This window comes from Kitasatospora sp. cg17-2, assembly GCF_054031055.1.
The window spans coordinates 2386189-2406841 of sequence record NZ_CM132923.1 but is presented as its reverse complement, the minus strand read 5'-3'; the positions used below and the strand labels follow the sequence as shown (position 1 = coordinate 2406841).

Below are 20653 nucleotides of genomic sequence, written 5' to 3'. Positions count from 1 at the left end.
GGCTCGTGGTGGCCGGGCGGCGGTGCTTGCTCTCGGATCGGCGGGGGTGCCACCCGTCCGGCTCTAGTGGCGCGCGGGTTCCGGCAGTTGGGCCGCTGTGCCGGATCCCTCGCCGACGCCGCGCGCGGAGTGGCGCCGGTGCGAGCCGGCCCGGTCGACCTTGCCACTGGCCGTGAGCACCAGTTCCGGCACGACGGTGATCCGGCTGGGCACCAGATGGCCGGGCACCCGGTCCCGCAGGTACGTCCGGAGTTCGGCGTCCAGCGTCCCGGCCGCCGCCGAGGCGCGGGGGACGACGTACGCGACCAGCGCGGACCGGCCGGCCAGGGTCGTCCCCGTGACCGCGACCGCGTGCACGCCCGGGTGTCCGGCGAGGTGCGCCTCGACCTCGGCCGGGTCGACCCGGATCCCGCGCACCTTGAACTCGCCGTCCAGCCGCCCCTGGTGGGTCAGCACGCCGTCCGGCGCCCGACTCACCCGGTCGCCGGTGCGGTACCAGCGCAGGCCCTCGGCGTCCTCGCCGAAGCGATCGGAGGTGGCCGACGGCAGGCCGAGGTAGCCGAGTGCGACGGCGGGCCCGCCGATCAGCAACTCGCCCTGCTCACTGATCCGTTCGTACACATGGGGCAGGGCGCGCCCGATCGGCACCCGGTCGCCGGCCGCCCACGGCCGGTCCCGCGCGGCCGCCAGCGGTCCGTGCAGGTCGACGGCATGGGTGATCAGCGTGGTCTCGGTGGACCCGTAGGTGTTGAGCAGCCGGACCCGCCCGGTGTCCAGGGCGGCCCAGTCGGCGAGCCGGGCCGGGTTGGCGGCCTCCCCGCCGATCACCAGCAGCCGGACGCACTCGGGCAGCGCGAGGCGCTCCTCGGCGAGATGGAGCACCAGTTCGTGCCAGAAGGCGGTGGGCAGGTCCAGCACGCCGATCCGCTCCCGCTCCACCAGGCGCAGGAAGCGCGGGAACGAGCCGGAGTGGGCCTCGCGGTCGAGGACGAGCGCGGCACCGCCGGTGAGGGTCGGGAGGATCTCCTCGAAGCAGGTGTCCCAGTTCAGCGAGGCGAACTGCAGCACCCGGTCCTCGGCGGTGAGGCCGAACAGGGTGCGCAGCGAGTCGACCGCGGCGGAGATCGCCCGGCGCGGTGTGACCACGGGTTTCGGCTGCCCGGTCGAACCCGAGGTGAAGAGCAGGTAGGCCGGTTGCTCCGGCCCGGTCGCCTCCGGCGCGCCCTGCGTCCCGGCCCGCGATCCGGTGGTGGCGCCCGGTAACTCGACGACGCGCACGCCGGGTTGGGCGAGGCCCCCGCCGACCGCCGTCCGGCAGCCGACCGAGGCCAGCATGTCCCGTTGCCGCTGCGGCGGGAACGCCGGGTCGAGCGGGCAGTACGCCCCGCCGGCCGCGAGGACGCCCAGCAGGGCGACGACGGTGTCCGGCGTGTGGGTCGCCGGAACGGCCACCACGCCGGGCGAAGCACCGAGGCGGTGGGCCAAGGTACGGACCAACTCGTCGAGTTGGCGGTAGGTCAGCGCGTCCCCGTGGTGGACGATCGCCGGTCGTTCGGGATATCGGCGCACGGTTTCCGTGAACGCGTCAATCAGGTCGGAACTGGCCCCGTGGATGTTGCGGTTATTTGTCATGCCCGCCCCAAAGAATGCCGTGCGAGCACTTGTTCGGTACTCGGCGGACCGGGACTCTACCGGCCGAGCCTGCGGAGCCACAATGGCTGTTGAGGATGTCGCTTCAAGGATGTGTGGTTGACATGTGAACGGGGCGAGGTCTGTCTCGGCGGTCTCCTGGGGTTCAAGTGACTGCGCAGAGTGATGGCTCGCTCACCCGAGGCGCCGGTGCGGCGGCACCGTTCCACGAGGAGATCGCACACCGTCCACTTGGGCGGCCCTTTTCCGCACCGGCGAAATCCCCGACGGTGCAGTCCTTTTCCGTGCCGGGACCGGAGCATTCGCCCCGACCGTTCCCGCTGCTCGCGGCCACTCGTCCCGGGTGCGGCCGATTCCGCGACGAATTGACGGACAATCAGCTCCGCCGATCCGATCGAAGACAGATGGATCGTTCACCCGTCGACCGCATGCCAAGTCCGCGTCCGGACGGATCCGAAGTACACGTCGTACCGCTCCGACCGGCCTCGGGACCCCCTGTTCAGCCGTCCCCGACCACGTTCGGCGGCCCACCGGCCACGCTCAGTCGTCCGCGACCACGTTCGCGAGCGGCAGGCCGGCGAAGAAGGCCACCGCCTCCTCGCGCCAGTGCGGGTGCCAGGTCCCGGCCTCGGTGGCCGCCGTCTCGGCGCAGCGGCGCATGTCGGCCCGGAGCTTGCGGTCCACGCCCAGCCGCCGGGCCAGCTCGCGGACCCGCTCGACCGTCGCGGCCGGGCAGTGCGGGTCACCGAGCGCCGACTCCACCACGGCCCGCTGCTCCTCGTCGGCGGCCGCGAGCAGGGCGCTCACGGCGTAGCTGCGGCGCCCCGCGCGGAGGTCGGCGCCGGTGGACTTGCCGGTGCTGTCCTCGTCGCCGAACAGGTCGAGGTAGTCGTCGCGCAGCTGGCCGCCGATGCCGACCGGGATCGCGTAGCGGCGCAGCCGCGCGTCCTCGTCGCCGCCGAGGCGTTCCCCGGCGGCCAGCAGCCCCAGCCGCAGCGGCGCGAGCACGGAGTACCGGGTGGACTTGTACTCGCAGACGGTGTGCAGGAACTCCTCGTCCGGGATCCGCCGGAGGTCGCGTTCGAGGTCGACGATCTGGCCGGCCACCGTCTCGGCACCGGCGTCCAGCTGCACCTCCAGCATCGCCTGCCGCCGTTCGGCGGGGAAGTCCGCCTCCAGCAGGACCCGCATCGACAGGAAGGCGGCGAGGTCCCCGGCCAGGACGGCCAGGCCGAGTGCGGTGCGTTCGGCGGTCGGGAACTCCCGGCGGTAGGCGTAGTAGGTGGACGGGCCGCCGCGCCGCAGGGGCGCGTCGTCGATGATGTCGTCGTGGACGAGGCCGTGCGTCTGCAGCAGTTCGATGCTCAGGGCGGCCTCCGCCAGGCCGGGCACCGGATCGGTGGTCACCAGTCGGGCGGCCTCGTACAGCAGGGCGACCCGCAGCCGCTTGCCCCCGCGCAGCGAGAGGTCCCGCAGCAGCTCCAGGCAGCGCGGGGTGAAGCGGCTGAGCGCCGGTGTGTCGAGACGCTCCGGCAGGGTGTCGAAGTACGCCTCGAAGCGGAGGTCGAACCGCCGCCGGTGCCCGGCGGCCCGTTCGCGGGCGGCGGCCATGATCGTCTCGTTCACGCCCCCACCCTCGCATCCGCCCGCCCCGGAGCCGCGGCCGCCCCCGTACGACCGCCCCCGTACGGCCGGGCCGCGTACGGCCGCCCCCGTACGGCCGGGCCGCGGTGCTCCGCTACGAGGCGACGGTCAGTTCCGCGACGGCGTAGGGGCGGTGTCCGAGGAGGAGGGGCCGGAGAGCGGCGGCGGCGACGCGCTGGGCGGGGCCGATGCGTTCCATCACCGGGTGTTCGGCGACGGCCTTCCAACCGGGGGAGAGGGCGGCGAGGCCGGTGCTGCTGCGGGCGCCGGAGCGGAAGCGGGCGCCGGTGGCGCGGGAGATGGGGTGGAGGCCGCTGAGGGCGATCCACGGGTGGAAGAAGTCGGCGGCGAGGCGGGTGCCCGGGCCGAGGTGGCGGCGGGTGTCGGCGAGGAAGCCGGTGACCTCGGCGGGGGCGAGGTACATCAGGACCCCTTCCGCGAGGACCAGGACGGGTCCGGGCCGGGCCTCCACGACGTCGGTCCACTCCGGCGCGGTGAGGGAGGCCGCGTGGACCCGGGCCCGGCTGTCGGGCAGGAGGCGCTCGCGCAGCTCCACCACGTCGGGGACGTCCACCCCGAGCCAGCGCACGCTGTCGGGCACGGTGTCGGCGAGCCGCTGGTCGCGGGTGCAGAGGCCGATGCCGACGGACAGGACGGTCCCGGTGGGGTGGGTGTGGGCGAAGCGCCGGGTGATGGCGTCGAAGACGACGGCCCGGTGGATCGATCCGACGGCGTTGGAGCGGTCGGTCAGCACCTCGGACTCGCGGAAGCCGGTCTCCTGGAGCACCCGGGTGGCCTGCGGATCGCTGAACTCGGTGCCGGGGATCAGGCGTTGCGCGTGGGCGCGGCCGTAGAGGGGGGTGAGCAGGGTCATCGCCACGCCGCTCAGGCCGTGCACGGGGGAGTGATCTGACATAAGGTTAGGCTTACCTAAGTCGGGGTGCGGGTCAAGTGGCCCGATCGCCCCGGTGGGGTGCGTGGGGGGCCGACGGCGCCGGCCCCCCACGCTTCAGTGGTTCAGTGGTTCAGTCGTTCACCGGTTCAGCAGGAGATGTTGCCGCCGCCGACGTCGGTGCCGAGGACGCCGGTGAAGTTGCGGAAGAGGTTGATGCGGTCGTTGCGCTCGTCCGGGTTCTTGCCGTCGCACTCCAGCGCGCCGTTGATGCTGCGGATGGTCTCGCCGAAGCCCCGGTTGTTGACGATCGCGTCGTGCGGGGTCGTCCGCCCGGCGCCGCTCTGCGTGTTCCAGAACCAGAGCGCGGTCTTCCAGGCGACCGCGGAGTTCCGCTCCACCTGGTACGGGTCGCGCAGCAGGTCGATGTGCAGGGCGTCCCCGGCCGCCTTGTAGTTGAAGTTCCAGCTCAGCTGGAGCGGTCCGCGCCCGTAGTAGGCGGACTGTCCGGCCGGACAGCCGTAGGGCTGCGAAGTGTCGCAGTAGTGGGAGTAGTTGGCGGTGTTCTGCTCGACCACGTACTTGAGCCCGCCGGTCTCGTGGCTGACGTTGGCGAGCAGTGCGGCCGCCTCGCGCCGCTTGGTGGCGTCGTTCCCGGTGTTGGCGAACGCCGGGTAGGCGCCCAGGGAGTCGACCAGGCCGCCGTAGGTGTAGAAGGTGTTCCGGTTCGGGAACATCTTGTTGAACTGGGCCTCGCTGACCACGAAGGAGCCGGCGGCCGAGGCCGGTTCGGTCCGGGCGGCCACGGAGAGGGTGCTCAGAAGGGCGGCGGTCGCCACCAGGGACAGGGCGCGGAAGAGCTTCATCGTTCCTCGGTTCGGGAATCGGTCTGTCAATATGCTCATGCGAGTGCTTCGTTGGCGAAGCGCCCAAGGCATCATCGGGGTCGAATCCCGGGAATCCGGGTGTGTGAACGCCCAAACCGCTCGTTGGAGTTGATTCCGGTCAACCGCCTGCCACCCGGCGTTCGCATCGCCCCGACCCCATGGCATCGTGGACACGTCAAGTCTTCGTCTCGGCGATGCGGGAGCACCCATGGAACGCGGCAGCGGAACACTGGACCTCGTCGACAGCGAGTGCGAGATGGCCTACGGCGCGGCCCGGCCGAGACTGCGCGAGTACGTGCTCGGCTACCGGGGCTACCGGCTGGATTCGGACCGGCCCCGCCGCCGCCTCGAAGTACCCACCGACGTGGTGACGTTGACGGTCGGCTTCGACGGATCGCTGCAGCTCACCGACGCCGTCGCCGGCGCCGACAGCGGCTCCTTCGGTTCCGTCCTCGCCGGGCTGCGGCGCACCGCCACCATCGCCGAGCACAGCGGCCGGCTGCACGGCCTCGCCGTCTCGCTCACCCCCCAGGGCGCTTACCGCATCCTCGGCCCGGCGCTCGGCGACCTGGACGGCCGGTGGATCGAGGCGGGCTCGGCCTTCCCCGGCCGGGGTCCGCGCGAACTCGTGGACCGGCTGCGGGAGTCGAGGACCTGGTCGGGGCGGTTCGCGCTGCTGGACGCCTACTTCGACGCGCGGTTCGCCGACGGGCGGGTCTGGGACCCCTCGGTGAGCTGGGCCTGGGAGCAGCTCCGCGCCTCGCACGGGCAGACCTCGGTCCGCACGCTGGTGGACAGTACCGGCTGGAGCCGCCGACGGCTGGAGCAGCGCTTCCGCGAACACCTCGGCCTGGCACCGAAGCAGGCCGCCGACATACTCCGCCTCCAGCGCGCCCTGGTGACCTACGAACGGCGGCCCGGCTGGGGCGGGGCCCGGATCGCCGACCACTGCGGCTTCTACGACCAGGCGCACCTGGTGCACTCGTTCCGCGCCATGGTGGGCTGCTCGCCGACCACCTTCTTCGCCTCCCGCCGGGCCGCCCAGGTCCCGGAGCCGGCCGACCGCCTGGCCGGCCGGGTCACCACCGCGATCGAGTTCGTCGACGGCGGCCCGGACCGCTGACGGCCGACCGGAGTGCGCATTTTTACAAGCCCGGCCCGTCGCCCGCGCGGCAGACTGATCCGACGGGGCGGCTACGGGGGAGCCGCCCCGGAACCGCCGTGGGCGAGACCGCACGCCGCCGCTCAGGGGATCCGGGAGTGGGACGTCGGCCCGGCCGACGTCCCACTCCCGGATCCCACCCCTTGCTTCTGCCCCTGCCTCCCGCGCCGCGCCCGCCCGTGGCGCGCGCGGGCGACCGGTCCACGCACGGCACGCCCCACCGCGCCGTGCGGGCGCCCCGGCGCAGCGGCCCCCCGACCGCAGACCCCACGCCGAGGGCGACTCCACCGTCCGCGCAGGAAGTCGGCCCGCTCGACTCCCTGCGCGGACGGGGCATCAGGCCCGGCGGCGGCCCTCGGCTGTCTGCGCTGCCTCAGCTGTACGCGATGCGTTCGACCTCGAAGAGCTGGGCGGCGCCGATCCGGCCCTCCTCCTGGGCGAGCAGCCAGGTCACCAGCTCCGGGCCGGCGAGCAGTTCGTCGTAGAAGCCGAGCCGGAGGTCCGCGAGCTCCCGCTCGGCGAGCCAGTGGTCGAGCGCGTCCTGGAAGTGGTGCTCGGCCGCCTCGGTGCGGGTTTCGGTCCAGACGGCCAGCCACGGCGAGAGGCTTCCGGTGCAGACGGCCACCGTCTCCAGTACCTCGGTGGCCCGGTCGGAGCCGGGGTACTCGTGCAGGGCCGAACGCCACCAGGCGTCCCAGACGCGCTCAAGTGCCTGCCGCTCCGGCGGCGGCCAGCCCCGGTAGCCGGCCGCGAGCAGCCGGGAGGCGATCATTCCGTAGTGGGTGTGCAGTCGGCCGGTGGTCAGGAGGCGGACGATCCGCGGAGTCGTCCGGTGGTAGAGGGCGGCGAAGTCGTCCCAGTGGTCGGTCACTTCGGTGGCGACGGAGGAGACCAGATCGTCCGGCACCAGGTGCGCGGGGCCCGCGAGGGTTGCGAGCTCGGCGTCGGTGTAGCAGTGAGTGCAGCCGCCGACGGTGATCGGGGGCTCGGGCAGCGTCGCGAAGACGGCGTCGAGCGCGTCAAGAGCGGTCCGGAGCTGCTGGTCAGGAGTGGTCATGGGGCACCTGCTGGGAGACCTCGTCCGGCTCACCGGAGAGGGAGCGACGCTATCACGCTCGGGGCGTCCGGCAGCCGCCCGGGGAATGCGATCGACGCCGATCTGCCCGGCTGGTAAGTTCCCGGGAAGGTGCTTCCTCGTCCCGAGAGAGTGGGTTCTGTCCATGGCGTGCCGGATCAGTGAGATCGTGCTCCAGTGCCACGACCCGGAGCTGCTGGCCCGGTTCTGGTGCGAGGTCCTGGACTTCGTCGAGCTCGACCGGGAGGCGGAGGGCTGCATCGAGATCGGCCCGCGCGAGGGCTTCGGCGGACCGCAGCCGACGATCTTCCTCATCCGCACCGACCTGCCGAGGCCCGGGAACAACCGGCTGCACATCGACGTCAACCCCACCGACCGCGACCAGGCCGCCGAGCTCGAACGCCTGCTGGCCGCCGGAGCCGTACCGGTCGACGTCGGTCAGCCGGAGGACGCGAGCTGGCACGTGCTCGCCGACCCGGAGGGCAATGAGTTCTGCCTGCTGAGCACGCGCCTCGCGCCCGTCTGAGCCCTCACCGTGACGGCGCGGGCCCGCCGGAACCCCGCCCGGTCGTGCGGCGGCGGACGCTCTCCCGGATGTCGTCCGGCAGCGCGTCCGCGGCCAGCAGGCGGGGCAGCAGGTCCGGTTCGAGCGTCATCGCGCGGAACACGAGTGCCACCGTGACCTCGTGGTCGGGCCGGTGCACGATCCCGATCCGATCGCCGGCCCGGACCTCCCCCGGCTCGACCACCCGGAGGTAGGCGCCGGGGACGGCGGCCTGCGTGAACCGCTTGATCCAGCCCTCCTGTTCCAGTCGGCCCTGGAACGTGGCGCACGGCACCCGCGGGCCCGACACCTCCAGTACGGTGTCGGGCCCGACGCGCCAGCGCTCGCCGATCAGCGCGCCGTTGACGTCGAGACCGAGGGTGGTGAGGTTCTCCCCGAACACACCGTTCGCGAGCGGCCGGCCCAGTTCCTCCTGCCAGGCGTCGAGGTCCTTCCGGGCGTAGGCGTAGACGGCCTGGTCGGGACCTCCGTGGTGCTTCACGTCGTAGACCCGGTCACCGGCGAGACCGACCGCCCCGGTGTCCTTGGGGCCGGGAGCGCTGACGAACACCGGCCCGTCGACGGGCCGCTTGTCGATGCCCGTCGCGTCGAGGCCCTTCCACGGGTTGGGGCGGGGCCGGCCGATGTTGACCGTGAGCAGCTTCATACCTGCTTCATACCCGCGACGGTGCGGGCCGGGCACTCCGGGGGCGAACGGTTTCCCCCGGTCGGGTGGCCGTGGGAGGCGGCCGTGGACGGTGGCCGTCCGGTGGGTGGAAAAGACGTGCGCCGGGTCGTGGGGGCCTGGGAGGCTGCCGGGGCCGTAGTCGTCGATCGTTGCGAGGAGGAGCCGTGGGTTCCGCCGTTGGGGTGCCGCTGCTCGAAGGGCCCGTGCTGGAGGGCGAGTTCGTCCGCCTGGAGCCGCTGGGGCACGCCCACGCAGCGGATCTGGCCCTCGCCGCGGCGGAGGACCGGGCCGGCTACGGCTTCACCTGGGTACCGGCGGCGAGCGACTTCACCGCCTATGTGGACACCCAACTGGCCCGGCGCGACACCGGATGGGTGCTCCCGTACGCCCAGGTGGACCGGACCACGGGCCGGGCCGTCGGGGCGACGGCCTTCCTGGACCCGCGCCGCCACCCGGCGGACGGCGCGTTGTTCGCGATCGAGGTCGGCTTCACCTGGCTCGCGGCCTCCGCCCAGGGCAGCGGACTGAACACCGAGGCCAAGTACCTGCTCTTCCGGCACGCCTTCGAGGTCTGGGGCGTCTCCCGGCTCGACCTCAAGACCGACGCCCGCAACGGCCGTTCCCGCGCGGCCATCGCGAAGACCGGCGCCACCTTCGAGGGCGTGCTGCGCAACTGGTCCGTCTCCTGGGCCCCGGGCGAGGAGGGCCGGCTCCGGGACTCGGCGATCTTCTCGATCACGGCGGCGGAGTGGCCCTCCCGCCGCACGGCCTTGGAGCACCACCTCGCCGGCCTCCGGGAGCGCCGGGCGGCAGCCGCGGGAGCGTCGCGCCCGTGACCGAGGAGTGGAACTGGGAAGTCGGCGGCGTCGGACCGGTCTCGCCGGGGGCGTTGCTCGCGGAACTCCGGGCGAGGGCGGCCGACGGCGGGTTCGAGGCGTGGCTGACCAGCGGATCCGGGCGGCAGCTGGCGGTGGTCTCCAATGCCGAGCGCGCGATGGTCGTGCTGCTGGAGGGTCCGGGTGACCCGGGCGAGCACGCCCTCGACCCGGGGGCCGAGGGCTGGAGCGAGGACTTCGTCCTGACCAACGGCCAGCACGACGAATACCCCGACCAGGACACCGTGCCCCTCGGCCGCGCGCTCACGATCGTCGAGCACATCCTCACCACCGGCCGCCCGCCCGCCGACACCCCGTGGTCGGTCGACCGCTGAGCCCGCCCGTCACCCGCGAGCGGCGTTCTGTGGGCCGCCGGAGCGGGAAGTCGGCGGCGTCGACTTCCCGCCCCGGCAGCGGTGGTGCTTTCGTGCGGTGGGGCCCTCACCAGTGCCGAGGGCCCCACCGTTCTTCGGCGGGCCGGCGGACTCGGCGTCAGCGGAGCAGTTTCAGCGGTGACCGGCCGGTGCCGTCCGCGGCCGAGGGCGCCGCCGAAGCCGCCCCGGCCCCGTCCGGGCCGCAGGCCGCCTTGACGAACAGCGCGTCGATCGCCGCGCCGGTCTCGTCCGTCTCGGCGCCCTCCAGGAGGTTGAAGGACAGGGCGAACTGCCGCGAGCCGTCCCGCGCCCCGAGCATGATCGTGTTGTAGCCGGGGATGCCGCCGGTGTGCCCCCAGACCTCGCCGCACGGCAGGTCGTAGCGGATCAGGCCCAGGCCGTAGTGGGCGGCGATCATCGGGGCCGGGACGGCGGTGGTCATCTCGGCCAGCCGGGCGGCCGTCAGCAGCTTGCCGCCGAACAGGGCGGCGTGGAAGCGGTCGAGGTCGGCGGTGGTGGAGATGCCGTTCCCGGCGGCGTCCGCGACGGTCGGGTTGATCTTGGTGACGTCCGCCGGGCCCTCCGGCAGCTGGACGTACCCGTGCGCGTGGGGGCCGGGGATGCGGGCGGAGGAGTTGGGGAACGTCGTGCTGTCGAGGTGCAGCGGTTCGACGATCCGCCGTTCCACCTCGCGCTGCCAGCTGCGCCCGGTGACCTTGCGGATGATCATCCCGGTGAGGATGTAGTTGGTGTTGGAGTAGTGCCAGCCCTGCCCGGGCGCGAAGTAGGGTGCGTGTCCGACGCCGACGGAGACCAGCTCCTCCGGGCGGAAGTCCGTCCAGCGCCCCTCGGCCAGGTAGGCGCGCAGGCTCGCCTCGTCGTGGTAGAGGAACCGGGGGTCCTCCAGGTAGTCGAACAGGCCGCTGGTGTGCTGCAGCAGCTGCCGCAGGGTGATCGCGCCGCCGTTGGGGACGACGCCCGGCAGGTACCGCTCCACCGGGTCGTCCAGCCGGAGCCGCCCCTCGTCGGCGAGTTGGAGCACGACGGTGGAGACGAAGGTCTTGGTGACGCTGCCGATCCGGAACCGGCTGTCGGTGCGCACCGCGCGCCCGGAGTCCAGGTCGACGACCCCGGCGGCGTCGCGCCACGGCCGGCGGCCGTTCTCGCGCGACTCGCCGAGCGCGGCCGTCGCACCGCCGCGCTCGACCAGCGCCCGCAGCTCCGGACCGAGGTCGACGGCCGGTCGCGGCCGGCCGGCCTCCGCCACGGCGGCGGGCACGCCGACACCCGCCGCCACCGCGGCCGTCGGGGCGAGCGTGGCGACCGTGGCCCCGGCCACCGCGACGGCGGCGAGCCGCAGCCCGAGCCGGTCGCGACGACGCGGCCCGGCCAGGTGATTGGCGTTCATGGTGTTCCCTCCCGGACCCGACCCCCGGGCCCCACCGCCACGTTCGCATCCGCACCGCTCCGCCCGCGTCGTCCTGCGGAAGGCCCTGCGGGGCCTCTGTACTGCCTCTGCGCGGCGACTCGCGCTCCACCTTGGGGCGGGCGTAGATGGTCAAGAAATCCCCTTTGGGGAGCTTGACTTGACCTTTCGTCCGGGGTTCCGGATCCGGCGGCGCGGAGTGGAAGGTCGACGACGCCGACTTTCCGTGTCGCCGCCGTGCTGCGGCCCGGACACGGTTCCGTCACGCGGCCCTCGGCCGGGCGGGTGCCGCGTAGCCTCGCTGCCATGGCCGAGACGGATGGCGGGAACCCCTCGCCGACACCAGAACCCGTACCTTCGCCCGATCCCGATCCCGATCCCGATCCCGATCCCGATCCCGACCCTGTGTCCACGCCCGCGCTTGCGCCCCAGCCCGCCGAGCCCGAGATCACCTTCACGATCGTCGACCTCGGCAAGGTCCTCGTCGGGGCGATGACGTTCGTCGCCGCTCTGGCAGGGCTGATCCTCGGGATCCGGGCCGAGATCCGGGCGAGCGACGACCACAAACGTGCGGTGGAGGAGGATCGGCGTGTCACCGAGGCCCGCCGATTGACCGCCGTCGAGCGCACCTACTTCTACGAGACCGACACTGCGGCGGTCGTCGTCAACAGCAGCGACCGGGTGATGAAAATGCGCCTCGTCCTCCCCCAGAAGGGCGTTTGGTGGGGTGAGGTCCAGCCGGCTCCGTGCCGCCAGGTCGTCATCCCCTACGAGGCGCTCCTCGCGTCGATGAAGGCGGCGGCACCGTCGGTCCAGCTGGGTCCGGGGGACCTGGCGCAGCTCCAACTGGAGGTCACCGACCCGGCCGGACTCGTGTGGCGCCGGGCGAGCGCGGGGGGCGCCGTCCCCGCCCCGCCGGGCGAACCGCTGACCGGCACGGGCCGGATCGACTACGGCGAGCAGTGGATGGCGGACGCCAAGAGCTCACCGGTCTGCACCGCGTCCTGACGGGGCGGCGGCCGCACCCGGGGACGGTGACGGGTGGTGACCGGCGTCGTTGATCATGGTGTGAACACGAACCGGATCAGGCGGGCCGCTCTCGTGGCCTGCGCCGCCGTGGCCGTGCAGGCCGCCGCCGCCCTTCCCGCCGGCGCTTCTCCCGGCGTCTCCCCGCTGTCCCAGCTGTCCCCGCCCCCGGCTGCGGCCGCTTCGCCCGTGGTGCGGGCGGCGGGCGCCGAGGTGCGGGAGTTGGACTTCGACACCCGGCACAAACTCCATGATGCGATCATCGCGACGGACCAGGCCCAGGAGGTGTGGGCCGTCCTCCTCGGGTCCGGTCTCGACGTGCGGGCGCTGGAGGACATCACCCGCGACGAGTTCCTCGACGAGGAGGGGCGGGCGGACGCCAAGCGGCGCATCGCGGAGGTGGAGGACTTCTTCGCCGAGGGGGACGGTACCGAGCTGATCCGCGACCTGACGGCCACCCCCCAGTGGAAGGAGGCGGTCACCCGCGGGATGATCGCCGCCGACGCCCCGGTGGGTGAGAACGTGCTGCTCCTGGTCGGCGCGCACAAGTACCTGGACGGGCCGGACGCGCCGGGCGAACGGGTCTCCTTCCAGGTCAACCACGACCGGTCGAACGGCACCAACCTGGCGGTGCTGTCGTTCTCCGGCCTGCTGACCTGGAGCGGGGAGGGCAACCGCACCTACCACCTGGAGGGATCCCTGCAGGCGAACTGCGCCGTGATCGGCAGGCACACGGCGTGGCTCCAGTACGGCGGCAGCGACGAGTCGTGGAAGAACTCCGAGGAGACCGGCTGCTCGGACGCCGGGCGGGCCTGGCGGGACATCACGGTCACCGGAACGGTCGCGCCGAACCAGCGGCTGGAACTCCGGCTGGGCACTTGGCAGTTCGCCTCGTGGAAGTACTCCGAGGCCAAGAGCTACGCCCCTGCCGCGGCCGAGTAGGGCCTTACCGGCCACCGCCGCGTCCACCGGTGGCCGGTAATCGACCGGTTGCTGCCCGTATCCACCGGGGAAGATCGACTACGCCCGTTCCGGGCACGACAGAAGGAGACCCGCATGTCCGACGACCAGCCCACCGAGGCCACCGCCGACGAGCCCGCGGCCGAGGAGAAGGCGGCCGAGCAGAAGGCGGCTCCTCCGGTGGCCGTCAAGGCCAGCCAGCCGGTCGGCACCCAGAAGCTGGAGACCAAGCACATCCAGGGCCAGGTCATCACCCACACGATCGTGAAGCCCCTGAAGAACTGACGGACGGCGGGGTGACCGCCGTACGTCGGCGGGGTCGGAGTGGGAAGTCGGCGTCGTCGACTTCCCACTCCGTGCTTGTCGCTCAGTACCGCCGCTCCCTCAGCCGCTGGCGGCGGTTGCGCCGCGCCCGTCGCCGGGCCTTGGCGTCCGGCTGTTCCTGGCGCACCGGGGGCTCCGGGGCGGGCGGGGCGGGCGGGTCGCGCGGGGCCCGGAAGTCCCCCTGATCGTCGGACCGGGGAGGCGGCGGCCCGTCCGGACTGCCGGCCCGGTCGCCGCCGGTGATCCACCGGCGGAGCACGAAGCAGGCGACCAGCGGTCCGAAAATCAGCGCCAGCACCCACAGCGGGCCGACCGCGGCCGAGAGGATGTCGCCGAGCAAGCCGGTCCGCGGCAGCGCGGTCAGTACGACCAGCGGCACCATCAGCATGATCAGCATCAGCCAGGTGCCGACCACCACGGCCACCGTCCGGGCGGCGACCACCACGCATCCCATGGATCCCCCTCGCAGCACGATCGGCATCCTCGCGTCGGCGCGCACAACTGCTCGCCCAACCACGGTTATTACTCCTGGGGAGGCAGGTCGCACAACGTGTTTCGCCGCCCGTACAGCCAGGGTTTGTAGGGGCGGGGGAGGACCGCCGACGACCCGGAGCGGATCAAGGGGCTCCCGGCTGCCCCGATACCGGTGGGGTATCGGGGCAGCGAAAACGGGTCTTGGACGCCGGTGGGCCCCCGGCGGTGGACTTCTCACCATGAACACCGCCTACTGGATCCTCGCGATACCGCTCGCCCTCTTCTACCTCTACGCGGGCACGCTGAAGGTGGTCCGCACCCGCGATCAGCTCCGGCCGATGATGGCCTGGGTCGACCGGATACCCCTGCCCGCCCTCAGGGCCTTGGGGACGGTCGAAGTCCTGGGCGCGACCGGACTGGTCCTACCGCCGCTGACGGGCATCGCGGTCCCGCTGGCACTGGCCTCCGCCGGCGGCCTCGTCCTGCTCCAGGCGGGTGCGATCGCCGTCCATCTGACCGGCGGCGACCGTCGGATCGCACTGAACGCAGGGCTCATCACCACTGCCGCCGTGGCAGTTTGGCTGGCCACCGGGCTGTGACGGGGCACCGCCCGCCAGCGGTGCGGCACCGGTCCGCGGGGTGATCGCGTGGCGAGCCGGGAGTGGGAAGTCGGCGGCGTCGACTTCCTGCTCCGGCTACCTGTGGGGTCGGGCCTGCAATGCGTGCGCGATCCTACAAGCGCGGTACCGATGCGCGGGTCATGCTGGTGTCCGCCGGGCGATGCCGGGAGAGCTTGCCCGCTGCGGCAGCCGGAGCCGTCCCGGCCACCTCTGTCATCACCACCACTCATGGGGGGACACCATGCGTCGTGACCGGGTTCATCGACTCCGCCGGGGGACGCTCCTGGCAGCTCTGGCGGCGGGCCTCACCCTGCCGCTGGTCACCGGCGGCTCCGCCTCGGCGACGGTCGCCAGGTGCGACCACGGTACTTGCATCAAGGTCATCGGCAAGGGCCTGCACGTGTCGGACGTGATGGTCAGTACGGAGTACGGCCACAAGCGCGCGGGCTACTACTGGGCGGCGGTGCGCTACGGCGGCACCAACCAGGAATGGGTGTGGACCGACTGGATCGACCGGCCGACGACGGTCTACATGAGGCAGCTCAGTGGCCGGGACTACCCGAACGGCGTCTACATCTGTGCCGGGGTGGAGACGCAGCAGATTCCCATGGACTACGCGGACGAGATCTGCATCCAGGTGCACCGCTGATCGCGCCAGCCACAGGGGCGCCGTGCTGAGCGGCGTCGGGAGTGGGAAGTCGGCGGCGTCGACTTCCCACTCCGCGCTACCGGTGGGGCCGGTGTTGCGGCGCATCGCCCTCCGTGCCGGCCGGGCGCAGGTCCCAGGCCGCCCAGGCGAGCAGGGCGAGCAGGCTGAACGCGGTGCCGAGCAGGCAGACGGCGGGCCAGCCGGCGGCCGCGTACGCCGCCGTGGAGGTGATCGCGCCGAGTGCGCTGCCGAGCGAGTAGAAGACCATGTAGCCGCCGATCAGCCGACCGCCCGCGGCCGGGTCCAGGGCCAGGACCGTGCTCTGGTTGGTGACGTGGACCGCCTGGACGGCGAAGTCCAGCAGGACCGCGCCGAGGGCGAGGGCCCAGAGCGACTGCCGGGTGAGCGCGAGGGGCAGCCAGGAGAGGGTCAGCAGGGCGAGGCCCGCGCCGGTCGTCCACCGGCCGAGCCCGCGGTCGAAGAGCCGGCCCGCCGGTGCCGCGGCCGCCGCGCCTGCCGCGCCGGCCAGGCCGAAGGCCCCGACGGCGGCGGGGGTGAGCGAGTACGGGGCGTCGCTCAGCGGGAGCGCCACGCTGCTCCAGAGCGTGCTGAAGGCCGCGAACACCAGGAGGGTGATCAGCCCGCGCCGCCGGAACACCGGTTCCCGCAGCGGAAGTCGGACGAGCGAGCGCAGCGCACGCCGGTAGTCGGCCGCCACCGACCGGCCCCCGGCGGGGCGAGCGGTCGGTGCCGCGGTCCGGGGCAGCGCGCGGCGCAGGGCCGCGGCGAGGACCAGGGTGAGGACGGCGGACAGCGCGTACACGGCGCGCCACCCGGCGAGGTCGGCGACCGCGCCGGCGACGGTCCGGGCCAGCAGGATGCCGAGGACGACGCCTCCGGTCACCGTGCCCACGATCCGCCCGCGCTCGCCGTCCGGGGTCAGTGCCGAGGCGAACGCCACCAGGGCCTGGGTGAGCACGGCGAGCAGACCCACCCCCATCAGGCCGACGAGCAGGGCCGCCGCGTTCCCGGCCGTGGCCACCGCGGCCAGCGCGAGTGCGAGCAGCACGGCCTGCACGGTGACCAGCCGCCGCCGCTCCAGCAGGTCGCCGAGCGGTACCAGCAGGACCAGGCCCAGCCCGTAGCCGATCTGGGTGCAGGTCACCACGGCGCCGACGGCGGCCCGGCCGATGTCGAGCTCGTCGGCGATGGCGACCAGCAGGGGCTGGGCCGCGTAGACATTGGCCACGGCGGCCCCGCTGGCGAGCGCGAACAACAGGGTGAGGGGGCGGGTCAGGACGCTAGGAGGATTCTGGTTGCATGATGCTACCGACATGGTCGCACCCTAGGCCGGAGGGGTATCATGTTGCAACCAGATGGAATGGCGGTCGGTGCCGAGGAGGCCGGAGATGGTGAAGCGGACCAGGTTCGACGACAACCCGTGCCCCGTGGCGCGCTCGGTGGACGCGATCGGCGACTGGTGGTCGCTGCTGATCGTCCGCGACGCCTTCGACGGGAGTCGCCGGTTCGGCGAGTTCCAGCGCAGCCTGGGCGTCGCCAAGAACATCCTCAGCGCCCGGCTGCGCGCGTTGGTCGAGGCCGGGATCCTTGCCGTCGAACCCGCCTCCGACGGCAGCGCCTACCAGGCGTACGTGCTCACCCCGAAGGGCGAGGACCTGTTCCCGGTGGTCGTCGCGCTGCGCCAGTGGGGCGAGCGGCACTCCTTCGACCCCGAAGAGCCCCACTCGGAACTCCTGGACCGGCGCGACGACCGGCCGCTGCGCGAGCTGGCCGTCCTGGCCGCCGACGGCCGCCCGGTCGGACCGGCGGACACCGTCGTGCACAAGGTGCCGGAGCCGGAGCGGGCCTGACGAATCGTCGGCGGACCGTACGGGCGGGGTCTGTCGGGGGCCGTCAGGGTGCCGGCGGTCCGCACACCTCCAGGGCGAGGAGGCGGTACAGCGGGTCGGCGATCGGGGTCTCCTGGTCCGGGAGTGCCGCGAGCCGCCGGACCGCCTCGGCCACCTGCTCGGCGTCGGCGCGGTTGCACCAGGGGATGCGGCCCGCGTCGATCGCCTCCCGCCACTGCCGGGCGTTACGCCCCTGCCCGGTGCCGGGGAAGCGGGCCTCGCCGGCGGGCCGCAGTCCGTGGGCCGTCGCCCAGTCCCGGATCCGGGAGTGGCCGTCGGGCGCGTGCGGGGTGTACTGACGGCGCAGTTCGGCGGTGGCCCGGGCGAGGTCGCTGTCCTCGGCGAAGTAGGCCGCCTCCTTGTCGACGGTGGTCACCAGCCTGCCGCCGGGCCGCAGCACCCGGAGGGCCTCGGCGAGTACGGGTTCCGGGTCGGGCAGCAGGTGCAGCAGCCAGACCATCACCACCGCGTCCACGCTCCCCGAGGCGAACGGGAGCCGCGTCGCGTCGCCGCACACCGCCCCGCCGGGTATTCGCCGCGCGGCCGGGACGAGCATGCCGGGGGAGCGGTCGACACCCAGCACGGTGCGGCCCGGCCGTCGCAGTCGGCGCGTGACGATGCCGGTGCCGCAGGCGATGTCCAGCACGGTCGCGGGGCCCTGCGGGAGCAGCTGTTCCAGGGCGTCCGCCGCCGCCTCGGCCCGGGGTTCGCCGCCCCGGGTGGTGTCGTACGCCTGGGCCTCGCTGTTGTAGTCGATCATGTGGGGCCATGCTTCCGGGGCCGGTCGCTCCGCACAAGGGAGCGGTGTTCGGGTAGGCCCGGAGGATGACGGCGGCCAGGACCAGGGGTTCACGGCCGGCCGCCTCCACTCGTCCCCTGAGTCGACGGTCGCTCGCCCGGTGAGCTGACGACCGTCCGCCGGGCCGCGTGATCTTGTGGAACAGCACCCGGGAGGCCGGGCTCCGAGCACACGCACCCTCGTACGAAAGGCACTTCATGAGCCGCTGGAAGGCCGTCACCCTGGTCGTCACCGCCGCAGCCCTGGTCGCTACCGCCGCCGCCCCGGCGACAGCCGCGACCACCGCTGCCCGCCCCGACGCCGTCCAGCAGCGGATGGACGCGCTGCTGGCCGAGACGGGCGCCCCCGGCGCGCTGGGCACCGTCCGCTTCCTGGACGGGCGCACTCGCAGCTACACCGCCGGGGTCGGCGACGTCGCCACCGGCGCGGCGGTGCCGAAGGACGGGCGGGTGCGGGTCGGCAGCAACACCAAGACCTTCACGGCCGTGGTCGTGCTCCAACTCGTCGCGCAGGGGCGGCTCGACCTGGACGCGCCGGTGGAGCGCTACCTTCCGGGCGTCGTTCGGGGCGACGGGATCGACGGCAACCGGATCACCCTCCGGCATCTGCTCCAGCAGACCAGCGGGCTGCCCAACTACACCCTCCACCTCGGCGACGACGTCCGCCGCTACGAGCCGCGCGAACTGCTCGAAATCGCCCTCCGCTACCCGGCCGACGCCGCGCCGGAGGACCACAAGTGGGCCTACAGCAACACGAATTACGTCCTCGCCGGGCTGGTCGTCGAGGCGGTGACGCAGCGGAGCCTGGGCCAGGAGATCGAGCGGCGGATCGTCCGGCCGCTCGGTCTGCGCCAGACGTACTTCCCCGCCCCGGGTGACGCGACGATCCGCGGGGCCCACCCGCACGGCTACTACCGCGAGTCGGCGGCCGGGCCGCTGGTCGACATCACGGACATGGACCCGTCCTGGGCCTGGGCGGCCGGCCAGCTCGTCTCCACTCCCTCCGAACTCGGCCGTTTTTTCACGGCGTTGCTGGACGGTGAACTCCTCCCGCCCGCGCAGCTCGCCGAGATGCGTACCACCACCCCGGCCGGGGAGCCGTTCGCGGCGGGATCGGGCTACGGGCTGGGGCTGGTGAGCACGCCGCTGTCCTGCGGCGGCGTGTACTGGGGGCACGGCGGCAGCATCCCGGGCTACGAGACCCGGGTCGGCGTCACGGCGGACGGCCGTTCCGCCACCGTCACGATGACGGTCCAGGCGCCGGACAAGGCGGCCGCGCGGAAGTTGGAGGGCGTGGTCGACGCGGCCCTGTGCCGCTGACGCCGGGGCGGTGCCCGTCCCACCGGTCCGGCCCGTCGCACCGGTCCGGGCTGTCCCACCGGTCCGGGCTGTCTCATCGGTCCGGCCGCACCTCCGGGTACGCGGCCGAGGGGCCGTTGAACAGGGTGGTGGGCCGGTGGCGCAGCTGGAGGTCGAAGAAGGCGGCCAGATAGGCGCGTTGGGCGTCGACGGCGCGGGCCGGGGCGAGGGTGCCGAGGAACGCGTCGAGTTGTCCGGCGGGCCAGCCGAGGACGGGCCGGGCGGCGGGGAGGAGGGCTTCGAGGTCGGAGAAGGTGCCGTGGCCCGAGTCGCCCAGGGTGAGTTGGCGGCGCCAGGAGCCGAGGTGCGGCCACAGCGCGTCCCACATCGCGTCGCGCACCGGGCGCTCGTCCGAGGCGCGGAGGAGCAGCAGCGGGCGGTCCACGCCGTCGGTGGCGGCGGTGCCGAAGACCGGGCCGTCGAGCGAGACCCCGGCCAGCACGCGCGGGTCGTCGTGCAGGGTCTGGACGGTGGTGGCGCCGCCCATGGAGTGGCCGACCATGCCGACGGTGGCGGGGTCGATCGCCGCGCCGAGGCCCGGCGGTAGCGGGCGGTGCTCGGCGTCGGGGTCGGCACCGGCCGCGAGCTCGGTCAGCCGGTCCAGGACGAAGCGGACGTCGGCGGTGCGGTAGTCGACGATCCCGGCGTCCGTCATGGCGAACACGGCGGGTTTGTTGCGGACCTCCAGCCGTCCGTCCGGGAAGCCGACCTCACCGGCGTCGAAGGTGTGGTCGACGGCGACGACCACGTAGCCGCGGGAGGCGAGGTCCTCGGCGGCCAGGGTGCCGAAGGCGCGGTCGGCGCGGGAGCCGGGGGAGTAGAGCACGACCGGGTGGCGGGTGCCGCGGTCGGCCGGGGCGTCCTGGCGGGAGTGGGTGGCGGGCCAGGCCAGTTGCCCCGGGGCGGCACCGAGGTAGTCGCTCTCCAGGTGGGCCAGCGCGGTGGGGTCGAGCCAGGGCGCGCGCCGGTGGGCGGGGCCGCCGCAGGTGGCGGCCGGGTACCAGAGCTGTGCCATCAGTTCGCGCGGACGCGGGGTGGGCGCCCAGAGGTCGGGGCGCTGCGGGTCGACCAGGTGGAGGGTGGTGGTGCCGACGGGATGCGGGCCGGTCGGCGCGGGGAGGGCGAGCGGGATCGTGGTGGTGGTGGCGGCAGTGGCGGCGTGCGCGGTCGTGGGCAGCGCCGCCGTGGTGGCGAGCGCGCCGGTGCTGAGCAGACCGGCGAGCAGGGCGGCGGCCGGGCGGGAACGGAGTCGGGGCACGGTCGGGTTCCTTCCATCGGTTCGGGCGACGGGGGTGGTGCCGTGACCACGGTGACGG

22 protein-coding genes are annotated in these 20653 nt (G+C 73.4%); 11 read left to right on the top strand and 11 right to left on the bottom strand.

From position 1 onward, the window contains the following. Positions 1 to 63 precede the first annotated feature (63 nt). The 4 genes from ACW14Y_RS09475 to ACW14Y_RS09460 all read right to left on the bottom strand — a co-directional run bounded on the left by ACW14Y_RS09475 (position 64) and on the right by ACW14Y_RS09460 (position 5052). Entirely contained in the window at positions 64 to 1569 is a 1506-nt protein-coding gene (locus ACW14Y_RS09475; RefSeq protein ID WP_456986519.1) for an amino acid adenylation domain-containing protein, read from the bottom strand. Positions 1570 to 2190: 621 nt separating this feature from the next. Further along, positions 2191 to 3261: a polyprenyl synthetase family protein gene (locus ACW14Y_RS09470; RefSeq protein ID WP_456988121.1), complete on the bottom strand. Its 1071-nt coding sequence runs from the start codon at positions 3259 to 3261 to the stop codon at positions 2191 to 2193. A 127-nt stretch (positions 3262 to 3388) separates the two neighbouring features. Further along, a complete protein-coding gene (locus tag ACW14Y_RS09465) occupies positions 3389 to 4210 on the bottom strand; it encodes a class I SAM-dependent methyltransferase (RefSeq protein ID WP_456986518.1) in 822 nt (273 codons plus the stop codon). A 125-nt stretch (positions 4211 to 4335) separates the two neighbouring features. Continuing rightward, a complete protein-coding gene (locus ACW14Y_RS09460; protein ID WP_456986517.1) occupies positions 4336 to 5052 on the bottom strand; it encodes a chitinase in 717 nt (238 codons plus the stop codon). A gap of 229 nt (positions 5053 to 5281) precedes the next feature. On the opposite strand from ACW14Y_RS09460, the gene ACW14Y_RS09455 reads away from it, so the two are divergent. Further along, a complete protein-coding gene (locus ACW14Y_RS09455; protein ID WP_380301173.1) occupies positions 5282 to 6196 on the top strand; it encodes an AraC family transcriptional regulator in 915 nt (304 codons plus the stop codon). Positions 6197 to 6608: 412 nt separating this feature from the next. Here the strand turns inward: ACW14Y_RS09455 and ACW14Y_RS09450 are convergent, their stop codons facing one another. Further along, entirely contained in the window at positions 6609 to 7292 is a 684-nt protein-coding gene (locus ACW14Y_RS09450) for a hypothetical protein (protein ID WP_456986516.1), read from the bottom strand. A 163-nt stretch (positions 7293 to 7455) separates the two neighbouring features. Between ACW14Y_RS09450 and ACW14Y_RS09445 the strand changes: the two genes are divergently transcribed. After that, a complete protein-coding gene (locus ACW14Y_RS09445; RefSeq protein WP_380299508.1) occupies positions 7456 to 7836 on the top strand; it encodes a VOC family protein in 381 nt (126 codons plus the stop codon). A 4-nt stretch (positions 7837 to 7840) separates the two neighbouring features. On the opposite strand, the gene ACW14Y_RS09440 is transcribed toward ACW14Y_RS09445, so the two are convergent. Then, positions 7841 to 8521 carry an MOSC domain-containing protein gene (locus tag ACW14Y_RS09440; RefSeq protein WP_456986515.1) on the bottom strand — a complete coding sequence of 227 codons (681 nt, stop codon included), beginning with the start codon at positions 8519 to 8521 and terminating at the stop codon, positions 7841 to 7843. Between the two features lie 185 nt (positions 8522 to 8706). Here ACW14Y_RS09440 and ACW14Y_RS09435 point away from each other — a divergent pair, with 185 nt between their 5' ends. Next, a complete protein-coding gene (locus ACW14Y_RS09435; protein ID WP_456986514.1) occupies positions 8707 to 9378 on the top strand; it encodes a GNAT family N-acetyltransferase in 672 nt (223 codons plus the stop codon). Then, entirely contained in the window at positions 9375 to 9752 is a 378-nt protein-coding gene (locus tag ACW14Y_RS09430; RefSeq protein WP_456986512.1) for a hypothetical protein, read from the top strand. The genes ACW14Y_RS09435 and ACW14Y_RS09430 overlap by 4 nt, the downstream gene beginning before the upstream one ends. 157 nt (positions 9753 to 9909) lie before the next feature. On the opposite strand, the gene ACW14Y_RS09425 is transcribed toward ACW14Y_RS09430, so the two are convergent. Next, positions 9910 to 11199, bottom strand: a complete 1290-nt coding sequence (locus tag ACW14Y_RS09425; RefSeq protein ID WP_456986511.1) for a serine hydrolase domain-containing protein — start codon at positions 11197 to 11199, stop codon at positions 9910 to 9912. A gap of 324 nt (positions 11200 to 11523) precedes the next feature. On the opposite strand from ACW14Y_RS09425, the gene ACW14Y_RS09420 reads away from it, so the two are divergent. The 3 genes from ACW14Y_RS09420 (at position 11524) to ACW14Y_RS09410 (ending at position 13488) form a co-directional block, all read left to right on the top strand. Then, complete coding sequence (locus tag ACW14Y_RS09420) at positions 11524 to 12225, top strand: hypothetical protein (protein WP_456986510.1); 702 nt, start codon at positions 11524 to 11526, stop codon at positions 12223 to 12225. A gap of 60 nt (positions 12226 to 12285) precedes the next feature. Continuing rightward, positions 12286 to 13185, top strand: coding sequence for a hypothetical protein (locus tag ACW14Y_RS09415; protein WP_456986509.1), 900 nt, complete (start codon positions 12286 to 12288; stop codon positions 13183 to 13185). Between the two features lie 114 nt (positions 13186 to 13299). Next, a complete protein-coding gene (locus tag ACW14Y_RS09410; RefSeq protein WP_380443496.1) occupies positions 13300 to 13488 on the top strand; it encodes a hypothetical protein in 189 nt (62 codons plus the stop codon). 82 nt (positions 13489 to 13570) lie between these two features. Here ACW14Y_RS09410 and ACW14Y_RS09405 read toward each other — a convergent pair whose 3' ends face one another. Then, positions 13571 to 13999, bottom strand: a complete 429-nt coding sequence (locus ACW14Y_RS09405; RefSeq protein WP_402724445.1) for a hypothetical protein — start codon at positions 13997 to 13999, stop codon at positions 13571 to 13573. A gap of 241 nt (positions 14000 to 14240) precedes the next feature. Here ACW14Y_RS09405 and ACW14Y_RS09400 point away from each other — a divergent pair, with 241 nt between their 5' ends. Both ACW14Y_RS09400 and ACW14Y_RS09395 read left to right on the top strand, forming a co-directional pair. Beyond that, the gene (locus tag ACW14Y_RS09400; RefSeq protein ID WP_456986508.1) at positions 14241 to 14600 is read left to right on the top strand and encodes a DoxX family protein; all 360 of its coding nucleotides are present in this window, start codon (positions 14241 to 14243) and stop codon (positions 14598 to 14600) included. A 262-nt stretch (positions 14601 to 14862) separates the two neighbouring features. Next, on the top strand, positions 14863 to 15270 hold the full coding sequence (locus ACW14Y_RS09395; RefSeq protein ID WP_380443502.1) for a hypothetical protein: 408 nt from the start codon (positions 14863 to 14865) through the stop codon (positions 15268 to 15270). 76 nt (positions 15271 to 15346) lie between these two features. On the opposite strand, the gene ACW14Y_RS09390 is transcribed toward ACW14Y_RS09395, so the two are convergent. Next, the gene (locus ACW14Y_RS09390) at positions 15347 to 16546 is read right to left on the bottom strand and encodes an MFS transporter (protein WP_456986507.1); all 1200 of its coding nucleotides are present in this window, start codon (positions 16544 to 16546) and stop codon (positions 15347 to 15349) included. 133 nt (positions 16547 to 16679) lie between these two features. On the opposite strand from ACW14Y_RS09390, the gene ACW14Y_RS09385 reads away from it, so the two are divergent. Further along, positions 16680 to 17141 carry a winged helix-turn-helix transcriptional regulator gene (locus ACW14Y_RS09385; RefSeq protein ID WP_456986506.1) on the top strand — a complete coding sequence of 154 codons (462 nt, stop codon included), beginning with the start codon at positions 16680 to 16682 and terminating at the stop codon, positions 17139 to 17141. Positions 17142 to 17184: 43 nt separating this feature from the next. Here ACW14Y_RS09385 and ACW14Y_RS09380 read toward each other — a convergent pair whose 3' ends face one another. After that, entirely contained in the window at positions 17185 to 17940 is a 756-nt protein-coding gene (locus ACW14Y_RS09380; RefSeq protein ID WP_456986505.1) for a class I SAM-dependent methyltransferase, read from the bottom strand. A gap of 236 nt (positions 17941 to 18176) precedes the next feature. Between ACW14Y_RS09380 and ACW14Y_RS09375 the strand changes: the two genes are divergently transcribed. After that, positions 18177 to 19298 (top strand): serine hydrolase domain-containing protein, encoded by a 1122-nt coding sequence (locus ACW14Y_RS09375; RefSeq protein ID WP_456986504.1) that lies wholly within the window; start codon positions 18177 to 18179, stop codon positions 19296 to 19298. A 73-nt stretch (positions 19299 to 19371) separates the two neighbouring features. On the opposite strand, the gene ACW14Y_RS09370 is transcribed toward ACW14Y_RS09375, so the two are convergent. Next, positions 19372 to 20595: an alpha/beta hydrolase family protein gene (locus tag ACW14Y_RS09370; protein ID WP_456986503.1), complete on the bottom strand. Its 1224-nt coding sequence runs from the start codon at positions 20593 to 20595 to the stop codon at positions 19372 to 19374. Between the last annotated feature and the right edge of the window lie 58 nt (positions 20596 to 20653).

Excerpts from the sequence above, each read along its gene's own strand:
- ACW14Y_RS09400 (WP_456986508.1), top strand. The coding sequence starts at position 14,241 with ATGAACACCGCCTACTGGATCCTCGCGATACCGCTCGCCCTCTTCTAC.
- ACW14Y_RS09385 (WP_456986506.1), top strand. The coding sequence starts at position 16,680 with ATGGTGAAGCGGACCAGGTTCGACGACAACCCGTGCCCCGTGGCGCGC.
- ACW14Y_RS09455 (WP_380301173.1), top strand. The coding sequence starts at position 5,282 with ATGGAACGCGGCAGCGGAACACTGGACCTCGTCGACAGCGAGTGCGAG.
- ACW14Y_RS09460 (WP_456986517.1), bottom strand. The coding sequence starts at position 5,052 with ATGAAGCTCTTCCGCGCCCTGTCCCTGGTGGCGACCGCCGCCCTTCTG.
- ACW14Y_RS09470 (WP_456988121.1), bottom strand. The coding sequence starts at position 3,261 with ATGGCCGCCGCCCGCGAACGGGCCGCCGGGCACCGGCGGCGGTTCGAC.
- ACW14Y_RS09410 (WP_380443496.1), top strand. The coding sequence starts at position 13,300 with ATGTCCGACGACCAGCCCACCGAGGCCACCGCCGACGAGCCCGCGGCC.
- ACW14Y_RS09440 (WP_456986515.1), bottom strand. The coding sequence starts at position 8,521 with ATGAAGCTGCTCACGGTCAACATCGGCCGGCCCCGCCCCAACCCGTGG.
- ACW14Y_RS09375 (WP_456986504.1), top strand. The coding sequence starts at position 18,177 with ATGAGCCGCTGGAAGGCCGTCACCCTGGTCGTCACCGCCGCAGCCCTG.
- ACW14Y_RS09465 (WP_456986518.1), bottom strand. The coding sequence starts at position 4,210 with ATGTCAGATCACTCCCCCGTGCACGGCCTGAGCGGCGTGGCGATGACC.
- ACW14Y_RS09450 (WP_456986516.1), bottom strand. The coding sequence starts at position 7,292 with ATGACCACTCCTGACCAGCAGCTCCGGACCGCTCTTGACGCGCTCGAC.
- ACW14Y_RS09420 (WP_456986510.1), top strand. The coding sequence starts at position 11,524 with ATGGCCGAGACGGATGGCGGGAACCCCTCGCCGACACCAGAACCCGTA.
- ACW14Y_RS09395 (WP_380443502.1), top strand. The coding sequence starts at position 14,863 with ATGCGTCGTGACCGGGTTCATCGACTCCGCCGGGGGACGCTCCTGGCA.
- ACW14Y_RS09445 (WP_380299508.1), top strand. The coding sequence starts at position 7,456 with ATGGCGTGCCGGATCAGTGAGATCGTGCTCCAGTGCCACGACCCGGAG.
- ACW14Y_RS09380 (WP_456986505.1), bottom strand. The coding sequence starts at position 17,940 with ATGATCGACTACAACAGCGAGGCCCAGGCGTACGACACCACCCGGGGC.
- ACW14Y_RS09425 (WP_456986511.1), bottom strand. The coding sequence starts at position 11,199 with ATGAACGCCAATCACCTGGCCGGGCCGCGTCGTCGCGACCGGCTCGGG.